Raw genomic sequence first — 16,484 nt, 5'->3', positions numbered from 1 at the left:
AGGAGGCGCATATGCTGGAAGATCATGCGAAGCTAATGACATTCTTTTCGCAAGCGGGCGAAGTGATTGGCCGCAAAAAATTGCAGAAGATGATTTACATAGAAAAAAAGCTGAATATCCCTTTTTCGGAACGGTACACGTTTCATATGTACGGTCCTTATTCAGAAGAACTCAGCCTTCGTATCGAAGAGCTGACTAATTTAGGCTTAATTAACGAATTAAAAGAAGACAAAGGACATTATTATCACTATCGATATAGTTTGTCAGAAGAAGGGATTAAATTCTTAGAACTTTCTTCAATACACATGCCGGATGCTACGGCTGTTACAACCAGTCTGAACGAGCAGAGCTCCAGATTCCTTGAATTGTTGTCAACGCTGCTATACTTTGATCAGCTAAGTGGCGAGGAACTAAAACAAAAGGTCATCTCTGTGAAACCTAAACAAAAATACACGGATGAAGAATTTGAGCGAGCGTTGGAATACAAACAGCAACTAGCAAAAAAGGTGCTACAATAGTACGGCTGACATAATCTCACATGTTTTTAGACAGCTTTACGATGTCATCATAATTCTTATTTTTGTATAGTAAAAGTAGACTTTATGACAACGTGAAAGGTGAGGACAATGAAGTTCTTCAGTTATGTTGTGTTGTGTTGTTTTGGTTATTGTTTGGTGCTGGAATTCCATTATTGTTATGGCTGACGATTGAGAAGCCCCAAGTTGGCTATACGGTCCTCGCAGTCATTCTTATTTCTTGGTTCTGTATACATCATTATATAAAAAGAGATAAATTACCCAAAAAAAGAAGGACACTTGAGAGATAATCAAGTGTCCTTCTTTTTGTTCATTAATCAAGTATAGATGGGCGCTTGCCTGCGTTCCCGTAATTCTCGTGCTTCATTTCTTCAATGATTACCGTTACATTCTCTGCAGGAGCATCCACCGTCTCAACAATCGCAGATGTGACTTGTTCAATAAGCGCACGTTTCTGATCATCATTACGACCTTCAAGCATTTTAACCGTTACAATTGGCATATTAATTCCTCCTCAATCTCGTCTGCTTTTAGTATAGCAGATGACCCTAAGAATCAAAATCAACAAGTTCAGGGTAAAGGGTAGTACTCATTAACTCTGCCTCAAGAACATAACGATCGGGTGCAGTCCCAACAAAGTCGAAAGGATAGCAAGTCGTTAATGTTAATTGCGCATCATCTGTTGAAACAATAACCGTACGATCATCCTCATCAACAATACGCTCTCTAAATATTTTATAGGTGTATTCACCTATTCTAGTACGAACAATTAATGTGTCGCCCTCGCCAACCTCACCAAGCTGACGAAAAACTGTATCTCGATGGCCAGAAAGCACAGAGTTATCTGGATCGCCAGGAAGGACACTTTGAGCAAAATGACCCACTCCCTGATCTAACTCGTTATCGTCTGTCCCGTGATAGATGGGCATTGTAGCATCAAGTACTGGGATTTCGATTTCCCCCATGAATTCACCTTGTTCAGGCCACCAATCAATCGGTTCAGTCGGTTCTTCTGGAGATTCTTCATCAAGTGGCTGTTCAACTTGGCTTATACTACTGCTAGCATCTACTTGATTTGTTTTAAACAAAAAATAACCTTTAGCGAACTTATACGCGTTTGTTGTAGTAAATAAAAGCCCACATACAATGAGTACGCCAGTTAAAAAAAGAAGGATGAAACGCTTTTTAGAGCGTTTCGTCCCGTTTAGTTGTTTCTTTCTCATGATACAGAGTTAAACCGACGGAATAGGAACACGCCACCTAAAGTAACAAGTAGTCCAATCAACGTATAAGTTGGATAAGACGTAGCAGTCTTAGGCATTTTAGCGCCATCAACTGTTTTTGTTACTTTTTTAGATGAACCAGAATCACTTTTTGCCGTTGTTTTTTTCGTATCGTCTGATTTAGCTGCTTTCTTTTCAGTTTTAACTGTTTTGTCTTTAGCTGGTGGAGTTGGTGCTGCTTTGTTTTCGTTTTCAGTTTTGTTTTCTACTTCTTTTTCAGTTTCTTTAACGGCATCATCAATTTGTCCACCAGCATTGTTAACTGTTTTTCCATTAAACATTTCTGCTGTAATAATGAAGTCAGCAAGCTTATTGCCATCTAAATCATTTAATACAATTAAAAGGTCATAGCCTTCAATTTTTGTTAATTGCATTAGATCAGCAAAGCTAATTGGTTTTTGTTCACCTGGTTTTGCTAAGAAAAATTGAGCATCTATTTTAAGAACATCAATCAATTCAGTACCAATTAAGAACAGTTCAGCAATTTCTTCAGCTGTTAGCTCAGTTGATGATTCAAATCCGTCAAAGGCTTCTAAACGATCTGCTAGTGCAGAGAGCTTCTCTACAGATTCTGGGTTCTCCTCAATAATTTTAAATAAGTGCTCAAACAGGTTGTCTAATTCTTTATAAGTGAAACCGAACTCTGTGAAAAATCCTTCATAATAAGGCTCTTCTGGCCATTCTTCATCCCATTCCCACTCATAGTTTTCAAACAGATAAGTATCTAGCTCTTCAATAAATACAAAGTCATTAATCGTTTTATCGTTCTCGGCAAGCAGAGCAACTAGCTCGTCATATGTAATACCGAAGTTGCCAAGGGTATGTTCAATATAAGGTATGCCTTCATCAGGATCATCGCCATCCACAGTCCAGACAAACCAATATAAGAACTCATAGTCATCAAAGTCATCAACGGTTAAGTCAAAAAAATCAGCAAGATAACTATCTAGTTGTTCTCTAGTAATATTCTTGTCTGTTAAAAGAATTTCTAACTCTTCATCACTTACTGCAGCAAAACTAATAGATGGTACAGAGAAAACCAAAAGTGCAATAACTAAAAACATCGATACAAAACGCTTCATGTTTTTCCTCCTAAGGAAATATATTGTATACTGCTGAAATGATTATAGTCCTTAAGTCTCTGAATATCCACTTATATTTTCATATTTTATAAATATTTTATATTATCCTATTCTAACGGCTGAATCCTGCTATATAATGCTGATAACTACTGTATGCTCCTGTCGGTAGGCGGAGAAATGTGTCGGAATTTGCCTGTGCCCGAGAATAGGAACGAACCAAGCCAATGTGTTAAACTATTGTTACAAAACGAATGATCTTGAAAGGGAGTTCGGCTAATGGATTTACTAAACAATAAGAACCTCAAGAAAAAAACAGATGGCTTCACGATTTTAAGTGGAGATTCAACAGATGGTCATGGTGGGTATGGCGCAGGTACGTTGAACCTTGATAATATGACTCCGGTATTTGTAAGTCCGGATGATGAAGAGGTATTTGTGGATCTTGGAGCACTTCACGCACGCTCCGCTGTTGAGAAGAGAATTAAGTTTCTAAAAGAAAAGGATAAAGTGCCTAACGGAAAACTGTACTGGTTAGTATGGGTCACTATTTTAAGCAAGGAAGGTAAGCCGTATTATGGTGGAGTAGCTGGATGCGAGATGCTTGTTGATACAGAAATCAGACGAGGATACAAAAGTATGCCCGAGCATGTGAATAAGATGGATAAATCGTTAAAAGGCAAGATATTAGTGGATGATATGGAGAAAAAATCACGCACGTTGCTTGCGGAATTTTTGAAAAAGCATAATGAAGATATGTGGAATCATTCAGAGAAAGAGCTGCATGAATCATTGAGTAAGGATTAAATGGAATGTAGAGAGAGCTGACCAAGTGTCTGCTCTTTTTTCATATTTTACTGAGAAAGCGTTGAAAAAGGTAGGGGTTCATATGAGACGTAGAAACATCGTGATATTTATCCTGGGATTAATTATAGGAATGTTTGTCCTATTACCTCTGTTCGGCAATCCGTTTGTTTATTTGTTTGAATTGATAAAAAGTGAGTGAATGTGTGGATCTTATTTGAAGCCAAAGAATCTACGGAGAGAATTGATCAAGAGATGGGTCTCGATCAAATGCTGGGGTACGATACCAAGACAGATCGGATCTCAATTAAGAGGATAAGAAAAATTACCAAGAGCCAGGGAGCGATACCAAGGGAAGTAGGTGCTTGAATACGAGGAAATAAAATTCATTAAGAGCAAGGGCAAGATATCAAGAGAGATCATACATTATTCAAGAGAGAAGAGGAATTACCAAGGCCGAGGACGCGATCAAGAGTCAGAGCGTAATACCAAGAGGAATTAGATCTCAATCAAGGGGAAAGAAGATCTATCAAGAGCCAGTGCGTGATACCAAGAGAAATTAACGTTCAATTAAGAGGGAAGAGGATTTATCAAGAGCCAAGGCTTGATATTAAGAAGAATCAGAGCTAAATCAAGAAGAAAGAGGATTTATCAAGAGCGAGGAAACGATATCAAGAAGAATCAGAGCTAAATCAAGAAGAAAGAGGATTTATCAAGAGCGAGGACACGATATCAAGAAGAATCAGAGCCCAATCAAGAGGAAACAAGATTCACCAAGAGCCAGGCACTTTACCAAGAGAAATCAATGCTCAATCAAGAGGAAACAAGATCCACCAAGAGCCTGAGCACCAAACTAAGAGAAACAGGCATACTCACTCAAGAATCCCAGCACTCTCACAAACACCACCCCCTCCTATACCCACCCTCAAAACACAAAAAAAGAAGAGGACAAACTAATGCCCACTTCTTTTTCTAATGATCTAATTAAAGAGATTCAAATTCAGTAACAATTTCACCTAGGTAAGCCAGCGCAGATTCAATTGGCTCTGGGGTGGTTAGGTCCACGCCTGCTTTTTTCAATAATTCAAGCGGGTAGTCGGAGCTTCCACTTTTGAGGAAGGTTAGATAGTCTTCGAGTGCGCCTTCTTCTTTGTCCAGGATTCGTTTTGCGATTTTGATGGATGAAGCGAATCCGGTTGAGTATTTGTATACATAAAATGGACGGTAGAAGTGAGGGATGCGGGACCATCCGTATTTTACTTCTTCATCAAAAACGATGTCTGGTCCGTTATATTCACGGAAAAGCTCTTCGTAAATTTCGTTGAAGCGCTCGGCGTTTAGTGGTTCGCCTTGTTCAGCTAGTTCATGCGTGCGTTTTTCAAAGTCAGCGAACATTACTTGGGTGAAGAAGGTGCCACGGAATTGATCGATAAAATGATTAAGTAGATATTTTCGAACGTCTTTGTCGGTCGAGTGTTCAAGTAGATGATGAATCAATAGGACTTCATTGACTGTTGAAGCCACTTCTGCCACGAAAATGGTATAGCTTGCTGTAATCTGTGGCTGGTGTTTACTTGAGTAATGGCTATGCATCGCATGACCCATTTCATGTGCCAAGGTGAATAAGCTATCGAGATCATCATGATGGTTCAACAAGACGAATGGATGGACACCATACACACCCATGTTGTAAGCACCGGAACGTTTTGCTGGGGTTTCACGCACATCAATATAGCGTTTTTCTTTAAATTCTTTTAATGTCTGAATGTATTCTTCACCAAGTGGCGCGAGTGCGGTTAACATGGTATCATACGCTTCTTCATACGAGATATCTTTTTTTGCGCCGCTTACAAGGGATACGTTCAAGTCATATTGTCTTAGTTCGTCTACTCCTAGAATTTCCTTACGTAAGGCAGTATATCGGTGGTACGGTTCAAGGTTTTTCTTCGCTGTGGCAATTAAATTGTCATAGACCTCCGCTGGAACATTGTCTGTAAATAATGATTTGCCAAGAGCTGAATCGTAGTTGCGAAGCTTAGAAAGCGTCACGTTATTTTTAATAGCAGATGATAAGGTAGAGGCGATGGTATTGCTTAGCTGTACATACGGTTTGTAATACGCTTTGTACGCTTCCTCTCGTTTGCTTCGGTCTTCATCTTCAATCAGCTTGGAGTACATTCCTCTGGTCATTTCAACCTTTTCTCCGTCTTCGTTTGTTACTTTTCCAAAGACAATATCTGCATTGTTTAGCATGCCATATGTTCGGTCTGGTGAGGAAAGTGCTTCACCAAGTGCGGATAATATTTCTTCTTTTTCCTTAGTTAAAACATGTGCTTTGTAGCGGAAGGAATCCCAAAGGTCCTCTTCAAAGTATTCTAGCTCCTTCACGTCCTCTATGTAGGCCTTTAAGGTAGCTTCCTCTAAAGTTAATAGAAAAGGCATAAAAAAGGAGGTGGCAGAGCCAACTTTTACACTGACTTGGGTAGCGCGATCTTTTAAGGATTGTGCATTAGAGTCCCGTGTATCAATATCCGTGCTAAACATTGCATACGCAAATACCTTTGTAAAAATAAAGCTGAGATCTTCTTGCTTTTTTAAGAACTCATATAGGGATTGTCCATCTTGGATATTTCCATCATACGTTGCAAGGTCTTGAGCGATGGTTTCTACTTTTTTCAGGTCACTATGCCATGCAGACTCTTCTGCATAAAGATCCTCTAAGTTCCATTTCTCTTCTTCAGGGATATCTTGTCTATTTTTATACGTGGTCATCTTGTCACTCCTTATAGATATGGTAAGCATAGTGTAGCATGTTCTTTGTTGAACTTCTCTTTATAGGTATGCACTAGATCGTCTTGTCATACAGGATCGTTATGTTTTTTTAAGACGGATTTGCCGCATGACCACGAGTAACGCGGGGATGCCAACTAATACGCCAAAGGATGAGCTCCATACCATCAGCTTCCAATTCCCCGTTAGGATGGAAGCGACCAGGAAGAGAAGGACTTGACCAAAGGTGGTAGTCAGAGCGACTATCAGGGCAATTTTAGATCGTTTGCTCATACGAAGGCTCTCTCCTTTTTTACTTAATGATCGTCTTGACCAAACCATTTCTTGAAGCGATCTATAAATCGTTCTTTCTCTTGTTTCTGTTCTTCTAACTTTTCTTGCTCTTCAGCTGATGCGCATGAGGATGTTGGTTCGGTTCCTGCTTTGAAATACATGGGTACCCCGCCTGGGCAGGCATCATTCGCCAGTAGTCCGCTTTGAGGGTCCACATCTACCTTAACAACTCCTTCAGGCTCGTGAAATGGAAGCTTGAGTTTTCCTTCAAGAGCGTGCTCTGTAAAGTTAGCCCATATTTTTTTGGAAATCGGTCCTTCAGATTTTTGATCAAGTTTCTGATCGCGATCATGTCCTACCCAGACACCGGTTACGAGCTGTGGTGTGAAACCGACCATCCAACTGTCGTTAGGTGTTGAACCTGATTTGCCCGCTACTGGACGGTGCAAGAGTGGCACAACTGAGCTTCCTGTTACGGAAGTATATCCATTCAGAGCAGGGTCGAACATGCCCGTCATCATTTCTGTCATCAAAAAAGCGGAGGCTGGGTCGAGTGTTGGCTGAAGTTGCGGTTCTTGTTCATATAAAACAGTCCCCTCGGAATCCTCTACCTTTGTAATGAATTGCGGTTCCCCATATAACCCGTTATTGGCAAAAGGGACATAACTGTTCGTTAAATCAAGCAAGCTAACTGCCTGTGATCCGAGGGCGAGGGAAGGCACATCATTAAACGTTCCAAGTCCCAATGTATCAGCAAGTGTGACAAGCTTATCTGGCCCTATAAAAAGATGCGTTTTGATGGCAAAGATATTATCTGAAACGGCTAAGGCCTGTTGCATCGTTATAAAATCATCCGCATAATGATCGTTGAAATTTGTCGGTGAATAGGTTTGTCTGCCTTCGTCGTAGGTGAACTCTGTTTTTTCACTCATAAAGGTAGACGCCGCTGTAAAGCCATGCTGCAAAGCTTCATAATATAAGAGTGGTTTAATCGTAGAGCCGGGCTCCCGCTCGCTTTGAGTCGCGCGATTGTACGTGCTCTCAACATAATTAACACCACCAACCATGGCGCGTACACTACCTGTTTTTGGATCAATGGCTACGAGTGATGTTTGTAGATCAGAATCAGGCATCTCTTGCTGTACCCAGTGTTCGGCTTCTTTTTGCATCTTTGGATCAAGCGTCGTATAGATATGATACCCTCCTGTTTCAAGCTCATCCGCACCAAGATCCAATAGCTTAGTTAATTGGTTGGTCACGACATCTTGAAAGTAGGGGCCAATCATCTCAGAGGTTTTAGCTTCAGCTTCGACAAACACTAGCTTCTCAGCCTTGGCAGCATCTGCTTCCCCTTTTGACAGGTACCCATTCTCTACCATGCTGGTCAAAATTAGCTCCTGTCTCGATTTTGCGCGATCAAAATCAACAATAGGTGAATAATAACTAGGTCCCTTTGGAATACCAGCTAGCATTGCAGCTTCAGCTAAAGTGAGGTCAGCGGATGTTTTGTTATAAAAATAGTTTGAAGCAGCTTCAATTCCATACGCTCCATGACCGTAATAAACCGTATTAAGATAACCTTCGAGAATCTCTTCCTTGCTATAATTCATTTCAAGACGAAGGGCGTACACCAATTCGTTCCATTTACGAGACCAGGTCTTCTCGTGATTGAGATAAAGATTTCGTGCGTACTGCTGGGTAATGGTACTGGCACCCTGTGCACTAGAGCCTGCTTTAATATTGGCAATGACCGCACCGCCAATTCGAACAGGATCAAATCCAAGATGCTGATAAAACTTTCGATCTTCTATCGAAACAGTTGCGTCACTCACAAAAGGAGAAATTTCATCAAAGGATACCCAATATCGATTCTGGTCACCTTGATCCTCGCCTATAACGGCCCCATCGGAACCATATAGAACGGTGGTCTGAGAGACTTGAATAGGGGGAGGGCCTTGCATTCTTGTATAGGAAAGGAGCCCAAGGACAAAGAGTCCAAATAGAATAAGAGCAAGTAAGATGGAACGAAGCATAAAACGGAATAAGCGAATGCGTCTTTTTTTTCTGCGACTGAGACTAATCTGCATGGTAGATCCCACCTCCTATATGTCTTTAATACATACAGGATGGGTTGATCTGCGGTATTTTAAACATCGCATTGGACTGAATTGGCACAACGTCACTTTTACTATATACTTGCTTTGTTACACGCAAAAAATGATGAGGTGATTGAAATGGAATTATGGTACACAGAAAAACAGACTGAACGCTTTGGTATTACAGCGAAAATCAAGCGTACCTTACATACAGAAAAAACAGAGTTTCAACAGCTAGATATGATTGAGACCGAGGAATTTGGAAATATGCTTGTGCTAGACGGTATGGTAATGACAACGGAAAAAGACGAATTTGTCTATCATGAAATGGTGGCTCATGTGCCTCTTTTCACTCATCCTAACCCGAAACAAGTACTGGTTGTTGGTGGTGGAGACGGCGGAGTGATTCGTGAAGTCCTAAAGCATCCATCTGTAGAAAAAGCTACACTGGTTGAGATTGATGGCAAAGTCGTCGAATACTCAAAAAAATACCTACCTACGATTGCAGGCGCATTGGACGATGAGCGAGTGGATGTTCAAATTGCAGATGGCTTTATGCATATTGCTGAGTCTGAGAACCAATACGATGTCATTATGGTAGACTCCACTGAGCCAGTTGGACCAGCTGTGAAGCTATTTGAGAAAGGGTTCTACGAGGGTATCTCTAGAGCGTTAAAAGAAGATGGTGTATTTGTTGCACAAACGGATAATCCTTGGTTCCAGCAGGAGCTGATTCAAACCGTGTATAAGGACATTAAAGAAATCTTTCCAATTACACGCGTGTATACGGCAAATATCCCAACGTACCCAAGTGGCCTTTGGACATTTACAATTGGTTCTAAGAAACAAGATCCTCTTGAAGTGAGTGAAGATCGATTCCACGAGATCGAATCTAAGTATTATACAAAAGACATTCATCGTGCAGCGTTTGCTCTGCCGAAATTCGTAGGCGATCTATTGAAGTAAATGAGATAAAAGCCATGCTACGCTGCTGATACAGCACGTAGCATGGCTTTTTTATTTTGAGATAGGAGCTGTTTTGGCATTGGTAAGTTGAATCAAATCATGTATGTTCAGCTTTAGTTGAATGCCAACCTTACCGCCGCTTATGACGATTTCATCGTGTTGCAATGCAGTCTCATCAATGATGGTAGGGAATAGGCGCTTCATCCCGATTGGTGAGCAGCCTCCACGGATGTAGCCAGTGGTTGCTAGAATGTCTTTTACAGGAATCATCGTAAGTTGTTTTTCCTGAACAGCCTTTGCTGCATGTTTTAAATGAAGTTCGTCGGCTACCCTTACTAAAAAGACATAATTTTGCTTGCTCGACCCTTGCGTCACCAACGTTTTAAACACCTGATCAGGATCTTGATTTGTTTTCTCCGCCACCGAAAGTCCATCAATCTTTCCGTCCTTTGTCTCATATTCGAGTGTTGTATAGGCAATGCTCTGCTGATCGAGTAGGCGGCTGGCATTCGTTTTTATTTTCTTCAAGGGTATGCACCTTCCTTGGCTGTAGATAGATATGAATTTATGATGCTCGAAGATGTTGGGGAAGTCAAAGGTGAAGTGATAGAAGGGCAAGTGAAACGATAGAATGCTGAATTGAAGCGATAGAGGGGCAAATGAAACGATAGGACGCTGAATTGAAGCGATGGAGGGGAAATTGAAACGATAGAACGCCGGAATGAAGCGATAGAGGAGCAAGTGAAACGATAGAATGCTGAATTGAAGCGATAGAGGGGTAAATGAAACGATAGGACGCCGAATTGAAGCGATAGAGAAGCAATTGAAACGATAACTCACCATATCAAAGCAGCATCTTCCCTACACACAAAAAAACCGATGCTATTACAGCAGCGGTCCCATCAATCATACCTATTTATTCAGCGTCCTTCGCTTTTCCAACGCCTTCTTGAACGTTCCCTTTAACCTTATCTTTTTTACCTTTTGCTTGTAATGATTTATTGTCAGTTGCGCTACCTGCTTGATCTTTAATTTCACCTTTTGCTTTATTTACTGCGCCTTTAATTTTATCTCCAGTTCCGTTACTCATGATTGTTGCCTCCTTTTTTCTTATATGTCTTGTATACACTTTTTTACTGAAAGCTAAACATTTTAATGTATAATAGGTATCTTGCATGTGCTGGACAAACTCGCTAAACTTGAGAAGAAGAAAGGTGTGCACGCATGAATAAACCAGTAAAACGAGCATTACGTTTAACGTTTCAAACTAATATAGAGCTTAATGGTGAGATTGACTCATATGAATTTTCAACAGAAGGTGAGCTTTACCATAAGAGAGAACAGGATTATCTTCGGTTCGTTGAGACATTTGGGGTCGATAAGAAGGTTCAAACGACGATGAAGTGGGATGGAGAAGAATTGACACTGATCCGTCAAGGGGATGTCCTGATGAGGCAGACATTTGTCTCAGGAAAATCAACCATTGGTCGCTACGTGACACCTGAAGCATCGTGGGAGACGAAATCTGATACAGAGGTTGTCCTTGTTCAATGGCCAACCATCCAGAAACCACGTGGTAAAATCTACATCCGTTATCGATTCTGGCTAGCTGGGCAAGAGACTGGAAGTCACGAGATTAGGCTAAAATTAGAAGAGAGAACCGATTAACTATTAAATGATCAGAGGGGCGCATAACAGATGAACAGCGTGGAACAAATCAAACAAGTATTAAGAGAAGAAATAAAAGCAGCGATTGTTGAGGCTGGACTGGCAGAGGTGCAAGACATTCCTGACATCTTGCTTGAAACACCAAAGGAAAAGTCACACGGGGACTATGCGAGTAATGTAGCAATGCAGTTAGCGAGGATCGCCAAAAAGGCACCTAAGCAAATTGCCGAAGAGATTACACAACGCTTGAATCAAGAGAAAGCCTCTGTGGCCAAAGTAAATATTGCAGGTCCAGGTTTTATAAATTTCTATATGGATAATTCTTATTTATTAGACGTTATTACGGATGTACTTGCTAAGCCGGATACGTATGGTGCGAGCGATATTGGTCGTGGCGAGAAAGTATTGGTTGAGTATGTTTCTGCTAATCCAACAGGAACGCTGCATCTGGGGCATGCACGTGGGGCTGCAGTTGGAGATGCGATGGTTAGGATTATGGAGAAAGCTGGCTATCAAATGGGGCGTGAGTATTATATTAATGATGCCGGCAATCAAATTAATAACTTAGCTTATTCTGTAGAGGCTCGTTATAAGCAGGCATTGGGTATGGATGCAGAGATGCCTGAGGATGGCTACAATGGTAAGGATATTATTGAGATGGGTCAGGAACTTGCTGACGCAGAAGGTGATGCTTACCTGAAACTAGAAGATGAAGCTCGCTTGAAGGCATTACGCACGTTTGGCTTAAACAAAGCACTTGATAAAATCAAACTGGATCTAACGGACTACCGCGTTACATTTGATACATGGTTTTCTGAGATGTCTCTATATGAATCTGGAGTGATCGATCGAACGCTTGATGTGTTGAGAAAACAAGATGAGATCTTTGAAGAAGACGGAGCCACTTGGTTAAAAACAACGAAGTATGGTGATGACAAGGATCGTGTTCTGATCAAAAAAGATGGTAGCTACACATATTTACTACCAGATATCGCATACCATGAAGATAAATTTAATCGTGGCTATGATCGGTTGATTGACATGATGGGCGCAGATCATCATGGCTATATTGCACGAATGAAAGCAGCGGTTGAAGCATTAGGCTACGATCGTGAAAAGCTTGATATTCAAATCACTCAGATGGTTAGCCTTGTTCAAGGTGGGGAAAAAGTGAAGATGAGCAAGCGTACAGGGAAAGCGGTGACGTTGCGTGAATTAATGGAAGAAGTAGGTCTTGATGCGACCCGTTATTTCTTTGCAATGAGAAGCCTAGATACTCAATTAGACTTTGATATGGATCTTGCTGTATCAAAATCTAATGAAAACCCTGTTTTCTACGTGCAGTACGCGCATGCACGCGTGTGCAGTATGCTTCGTCAAGGGGAAGAGATGGGACTTAGTTTTAGTGAATCCACTGATCTGACGCCAGTATCATCGGAAAAAGAATATGATTTATTGAAAGCAATCGGTGATTTCCCGGCTGTGGTTGCCGATGCAGCAACAAAGCGTACGCCACATAAGGTAGCTAACTACGTGCATGAACTCGCTTCGTTACTGCACAGTTTCTATAATGCAGAGCGTGTCCTTGATCCAGAAGATACGAAAAAGACGGAAGCACGCCTTGCACTAATGAAAGCAACTCAAATTACACTACAAAGTGGACTCGACCTATTAGGTGTTAGTGCACCTGAGAAAATGTAATTCACGAGATGGATATGATTTGGTGGATCCTCATTGTAGTTTGTTTTGTCCTAGGATACGTAGGGTTAATTTTCCCGCTTGTTCCTTCAGTGCTCGTTTTGTGGGTAGGTTTTTTAATCTATCAGTTTGGGGTAACGGACGGTTCACTTAGTTGGGTATTTTGGGCAGTAGCCGTTATTCTGACCATTGTATTAATTGCAGCGGATATCTTAGCTAGCAGATACTTTGTTAAAAAGTATGGTGGCTCTAAATGGGGAGAATGGGCAGGAATCATTGGTGTCATCGTTGGATCCTTTGTCATTCCGCCATTTGGTATTATCCTTGTGCCATTTGCGCTTGTCCTCATTGTGGAATTAATTCTACATCGTAACATGAACAATGCCTTGAAAATCGCCTTCGCTTCCTTCCTCGCTTTTTTAAGTGGGACGGTAGCAAAGGCTGTAATTCAAACCGTTTTGATTATTTGGTTCCTGCTAGAAGTGTTTGTTTTTTAAAGTAAACCAGATAGTAGGCCGGCCATTTGTTCTTTGCTCTTACTTAAGAGTGAACGCTTTTGGAAGGATTCCTTTGTTACCTTTTCAGAGATTTGCATATCGTGTTGTATACACGTAATCAATTCCTGGATGCTTTTCTGATCATATAACATGCACGTCATTTCGCTGTTCAGGTAAAAGCTGCGCTTATCAAGATTAGCTGTACTTACCCATGCCAAGCTCTGGTCGATGACCAGGGCTTTTGCGTGGTAAAAGCCTTGATCATAATGGTAAACATCTACTCCTGATTCCACTAATCGTTGGACATAAGGCATCGAGCCTTCTTTAACTAATGGATGATCTGATTTTTGCGGAAGAATGAGTTTAACACTTATGCCATTTTGAGCTGAATTAATTAATAACTCCTGTAATGGATCACTTGGTATGTAATAAGGCGAACCTAACAGGATGGAGGATTTGGCCTTTTGCAGGGTTTCCATTAATAAATCCTCTAAATAATGTCCATCAGTAGGAATCAATCGAACCGTATGGGCCCCTTTAGCAAGATGGGGATAATAATCGTTCCTGTTAAAATAATCTGTTTTAGTATGATCAAGGTCCACTAAAAATTGTTTCTGCAAATCTTGCACCCCATCTCCTTCCAAACGTAGATGGAGATCACGCCAAAATCCGAATTTCGGATCACGTCCAAGGTATTCATCTCCAGCATTAAACCCACCTACATAGCCAAGCTTCCCATCAATAATTGCAATCTTACGGTGGTTACGGCAGTTGAGAGAAAAGAACAGCGTGGGAAATGCAGGTGTGTGACTAGTAGTGAAAAGGATTCCAGACTCTTGCATGCGTTTGATGGTTTTGTGAGGGAGCTTATTCCCTAACCAATCCACCATGACAATGACGTCTACTCCTTCTGTAGCTTTTTCTTCTAATAATTTAATGAGTCGCGACCCAATGTGATCATCTTTGAAAATGTAAAACAACAGATGAATATGACGATGAGCAGCTCGAATATCTGCAAAGAGTTGATCAAAAAAGTCTTCACCTGTAGCGATGAAGGATAGAGTAGGATAGCGGGATTCCTGGATCGACGTGTGGTTATTCGTATGTAGCTTTTTGTACCCGATGACATAATCGACTCTTAGCCAAACAATAATGAGCAAGAGCAACACAAGTACTATCAACGCAATGATCATATCGGAGCTCCTTGGATTCTTTTTATTTACTATGCCCAGTATGTTAATCATTCATGAGGTGCAATTTTGAATTTTTAGGAACTCTCATGGTAGAATAAGGACAAATAGGTGAGAGGGAGTCTGTTGCCTTATGGAGAAGAAGTCTGTTCCATCACTAGTAAAAGATCAGCAGCTCATTCGTAAACGTCGTGAGCAGATTATTAAAGGAGCCGTTCGACTATTTATCGAAAAAGGCTTCCATCGAACAACAACAAGAGAAATAGCAAAAGAATCAGGATTTAGTATTGGAACACTCTATGAATATATTGGGACAAAGGAAGATGTGCTTTACTTAGTCTGTGATTCGATCTATGACGAAGTAACGGAACGCCTGAAGAAGCAATTACATACAACGGGCCCAGCTATTGATCGCCTAGAAGCAGCGATTCGTGCGTATTTCCTAGTCATTGATTCCATGCAAGATGAAGTATTGGTCATGTATCAGGAAACAAAGTCTCTTCCAAAAGAAACACTTCCATACGTATTAAAAAAGGAAACAGAGATGGTAGCGATGATGGAAGAGATTGTAGCCGACTGCCAGAAGGAAGCTGTTTTTACCCTCACAGATAAAGAAAGCAAACTCTTTACCCACAATCTGCTAGTTGCCGGTCAAATGTGGACCTTTCGCAGATGGGCACTTAGAAGAGATTTCACCTTAGAAGAATACATAACATTACAGATTAAGAACTTAATTAAAAATCGATAAGCACGCTCACTAAGGAAGCTCTAGCATATTTTATGAAAATATGTTTATAATGAAAAAGATGATCTCAAAATGATTCATAGACGATATAAATCGTATAGATAATGCTGAAAGGGCGTGCCCGGTTTGAAATTTAATAATTACACTGCTGATGAAATCCAAGAAATGTCCATGATAGAGATTGCTTTTGAGTTAATGCAAAATAAAAATCAACCAATCGAATACTATGCTCTAGTTGATGAAATTGCCAAAATTAAAGGAATGAGCAAACAGGATGTGAAGAACAGTATTTCCTTTTTGTACACAGACCTAAATACAGATGGCCGTTTTATTACGATGGGTGAGAACCGTTGGGGCATTAAAGCCTGGTATCCAATTGACCAAATTGAAGAGCCAGTTCCGGCTGCTACTCCAAAAAAGAAAAAGAAAAAAGCGTCTCAAGATGATGATGATCTAGATCTAGTAGACGATAGCGAACTAGATGACTCTGAAGAGGATGAGTTTGAAGATCTTGCTGACGAGCTTGATGAGATTTCAAATGAAGAGGATGCTTCTGAAGAAGATTTTGAAGAGAAAGACCTTGATGGATTTGATGATGATGACGACGAAGAAGACGATGACGAAGATGAAGCCTTTGATTCTGAAGACGAAGAAGATCGCTAAGACAAGGACTTGACTTATCCACATTTTCTATGTAGAATCATCCTTGGGCTTAAGAAATAGTATAATGAACTGACATAGATGTAATGGAAACAAAAGCGTGTGCCCCCTGTTATAGAGGGAGTCCGCCGCTTTTGTTTTTTTTTGTTTTGTATCTAGATTTAAAGAGCAATGATGTCATTGGTGGCCACCCAGGTGA

16 protein-coding genes are annotated in these 16,484 nt (G+C 40.7%); 8 read left to right on the top strand and 8 right to left on the bottom strand.

Features of this window, described 5'->3' with window-relative positions:
• Positions 1 to 11 precede the first annotated feature (11 nt).
• A complete protein-coding gene (locus J2S05_RS09285) occupies positions 12 to 518 on the top strand; it encodes a YwgA family protein (protein ID WP_306982090.1) in 507 nt (168 codons plus the stop codon).
• A 331-nt stretch (positions 519 to 849) separates the two neighbouring features.
• Here J2S05_RS09285 and J2S05_RS09280 read toward each other — a convergent pair whose 3' ends face one another.
• From J2S05_RS09280 to J2S05_RS09270, 3 genes are read right to left on the bottom strand one after another with little or no spacing between them, the layout of a single operon-like run.
• Positions 850 to 1,038 (bottom strand): 2-hydroxymuconate tautomerase, encoded by a 189-nt coding sequence (locus tag J2S05_RS09280; protein WP_306982088.1) that lies wholly within the window; start codon positions 1,036 to 1,038, stop codon positions 850 to 852.
• A 46-nt stretch (positions 1,039 to 1,084) separates the two neighbouring features.
• On the bottom strand, positions 1,085 to 1,759 hold the full coding sequence (locus tag J2S05_RS09275) for a class D sortase (protein WP_306982086.1): 675 nt from the start codon (positions 1,757 to 1,759) through the stop codon (positions 1,085 to 1,087).
• Positions 1,756 to 2,901, bottom strand: coding sequence for a processed acidic surface protein (locus J2S05_RS09270; protein ID WP_306982083.1), 1,146 nt, complete (start codon positions 2,899 to 2,901; stop codon positions 1,756 to 1,758). Before J2S05_RS09270 ends, J2S05_RS09275 begins: the two co-directional genes overlap by 4 nt.
• Before the next feature lie 276 nt (positions 2,902 to 3,177).
• Here J2S05_RS09270 and J2S05_RS09265 point away from each other — a divergent pair, with 276 nt between their 5' ends.
• Positions 3,178 to 3,705 (top strand): YwhD family protein, encoded by a 528-nt coding sequence (locus tag J2S05_RS09265; RefSeq protein ID WP_306982081.1) that lies wholly within the window; start codon positions 3,178 to 3,180, stop codon positions 3,703 to 3,705.
• Between the two features lie 981 nt (positions 3,706 to 4,686).
• On the opposite strand, the gene pepF is transcribed toward J2S05_RS09265, so the two are convergent.
• Positions 4,687 to 6,474 (bottom strand): oligoendopeptidase F, encoded by a 1,788-nt coding sequence (gene pepF / locus J2S05_RS09260; protein ID WP_306982079.1) that lies wholly within the window; start codon positions 6,472 to 6,474, stop codon positions 4,687 to 4,689.
• 314 nt (positions 6,475 to 6,788) lie between these two features.
• Positions 6,789 to 8,852, bottom strand: coding sequence for a transglycosylase domain-containing protein (locus J2S05_RS09255; RefSeq protein ID WP_306982077.1), 2,064 nt, complete (start codon positions 8,850 to 8,852; stop codon positions 6,789 to 6,791).
• Positions 8,853 to 8,999: 147 nt separating this feature from the next.
• Here J2S05_RS09255 and speE point away from each other — a divergent pair, with 147 nt between their 5' ends.
• Positions 9,000 to 9,827, top strand: coding sequence for a spermidine synthase (speE, locus tag J2S05_RS09250; protein ID WP_306982075.1), 828 nt, complete (start codon positions 9,000 to 9,002; stop codon positions 9,825 to 9,827).
• A 51-nt stretch (positions 9,828 to 9,878) separates the two neighbouring features.
• Here speE and ybaK read toward each other — a convergent pair whose 3' ends face one another.
• The gene (gene ybaK, locus J2S05_RS09245) at positions 9,879 to 10,355 is read right to left on the bottom strand and encodes a Cys-tRNA(Pro) deacylase (protein ID WP_306982073.1); all 477 of its coding nucleotides are present in this window, start codon (positions 10,353 to 10,355) and stop codon (positions 9,879 to 9,881) included.
• Positions 10,356 to 10,743: 388 nt separating this feature from the next.
• Positions 10,744 to 10,917, bottom strand: a complete 174-nt coding sequence (locus J2S05_RS09240; RefSeq protein ID WP_306982071.1) for a CsbD family protein — start codon at positions 10,915 to 10,917, stop codon at positions 10,744 to 10,746.
• A gap of 134 nt (positions 10,918 to 11,051) precedes the next feature.
• On the opposite strand from J2S05_RS09240, the gene J2S05_RS09235 reads away from it, so the two are divergent.
• From J2S05_RS09235 to J2S05_RS09225, 3 genes are read left to right on the top strand one after another with little or no spacing between them, the layout of a single operon-like run.
• The gene (locus J2S05_RS09235; protein WP_306982069.1) at positions 11,052 to 11,495 is read left to right on the top strand and encodes a YwiB family protein; all 444 of its coding nucleotides are present in this window, start codon (positions 11,052 to 11,054) and stop codon (positions 11,493 to 11,495) included.
• Between the two features lie 30 nt (positions 11,496 to 11,525).
• Positions 11,526 to 13,196: an arginine--tRNA ligase gene (gene argS, locus J2S05_RS09230; RefSeq protein ID WP_306982067.1), complete on the top strand. Its 1,671-nt coding sequence runs from the start codon at positions 11,526 to 11,528 to the stop codon at positions 13,194 to 13,196.
• A gap of 14 nt (positions 13,197 to 13,210) precedes the next feature.
• A complete protein-coding gene (locus tag J2S05_RS09225) occupies positions 13,211 to 13,690 on the top strand; it encodes a DUF456 domain-containing protein (protein ID WP_306982065.1) in 480 nt (159 codons plus the stop codon).
• Here the strand turns inward: J2S05_RS09225 and cls are convergent.
• The gene (gene cls / locus J2S05_RS09220) at positions 13,687 to 14,883 is read right to left on the bottom strand and encodes a cardiolipin synthase (protein ID WP_306982063.1); all 1,197 of its coding nucleotides are present in this window, start codon (positions 14,881 to 14,883) and stop codon (positions 13,687 to 13,689) included. The genes J2S05_RS09225 and cls overlap by 4 nt on opposite strands.
• Positions 14,884 to 15,013: 130 nt before the next feature.
• On the opposite strand from cls, the gene J2S05_RS09215 reads away from it, so the two are divergent.
• Together J2S05_RS09215 and rpoE are read left to right on the top strand one after the other, a co-directional pair.
• The gene (locus J2S05_RS09215; RefSeq protein WP_306982062.1) at positions 15,014 to 15,628 is read left to right on the top strand and encodes a TetR/AcrR family transcriptional regulator; all 615 of its coding nucleotides are present in this window, start codon (positions 15,014 to 15,016) and stop codon (positions 15,626 to 15,628) included.
• Positions 15,629 to 15,751: 123 nt separating this feature from the next.
• On the top strand, positions 15,752 to 16,288 hold the full coding sequence (rpoE, locus tag J2S05_RS09210; RefSeq protein WP_370873623.1) for a DNA-directed RNA polymerase subunit delta: 537 nt from the start codon (positions 15,752 to 15,754) through the stop codon (positions 16,286 to 16,288).
• Positions 16,289 to 16,484: the final 196 nt, after the last annotated feature.

It is taken from the genome of Alkalicoccobacillus murimartini (assembly GCF_030813245.1).
Classification (GTDB): Bacteria; Bacillota; Bacilli; order Bacillales; family Bacillaceae_D; genus Alkalicoccobacillus; species Alkalicoccobacillus murimartini.
Note: the sequence above shows the minus strand (reverse complement) of the source record. Positions and strands in the feature narration are given on the sequence as shown.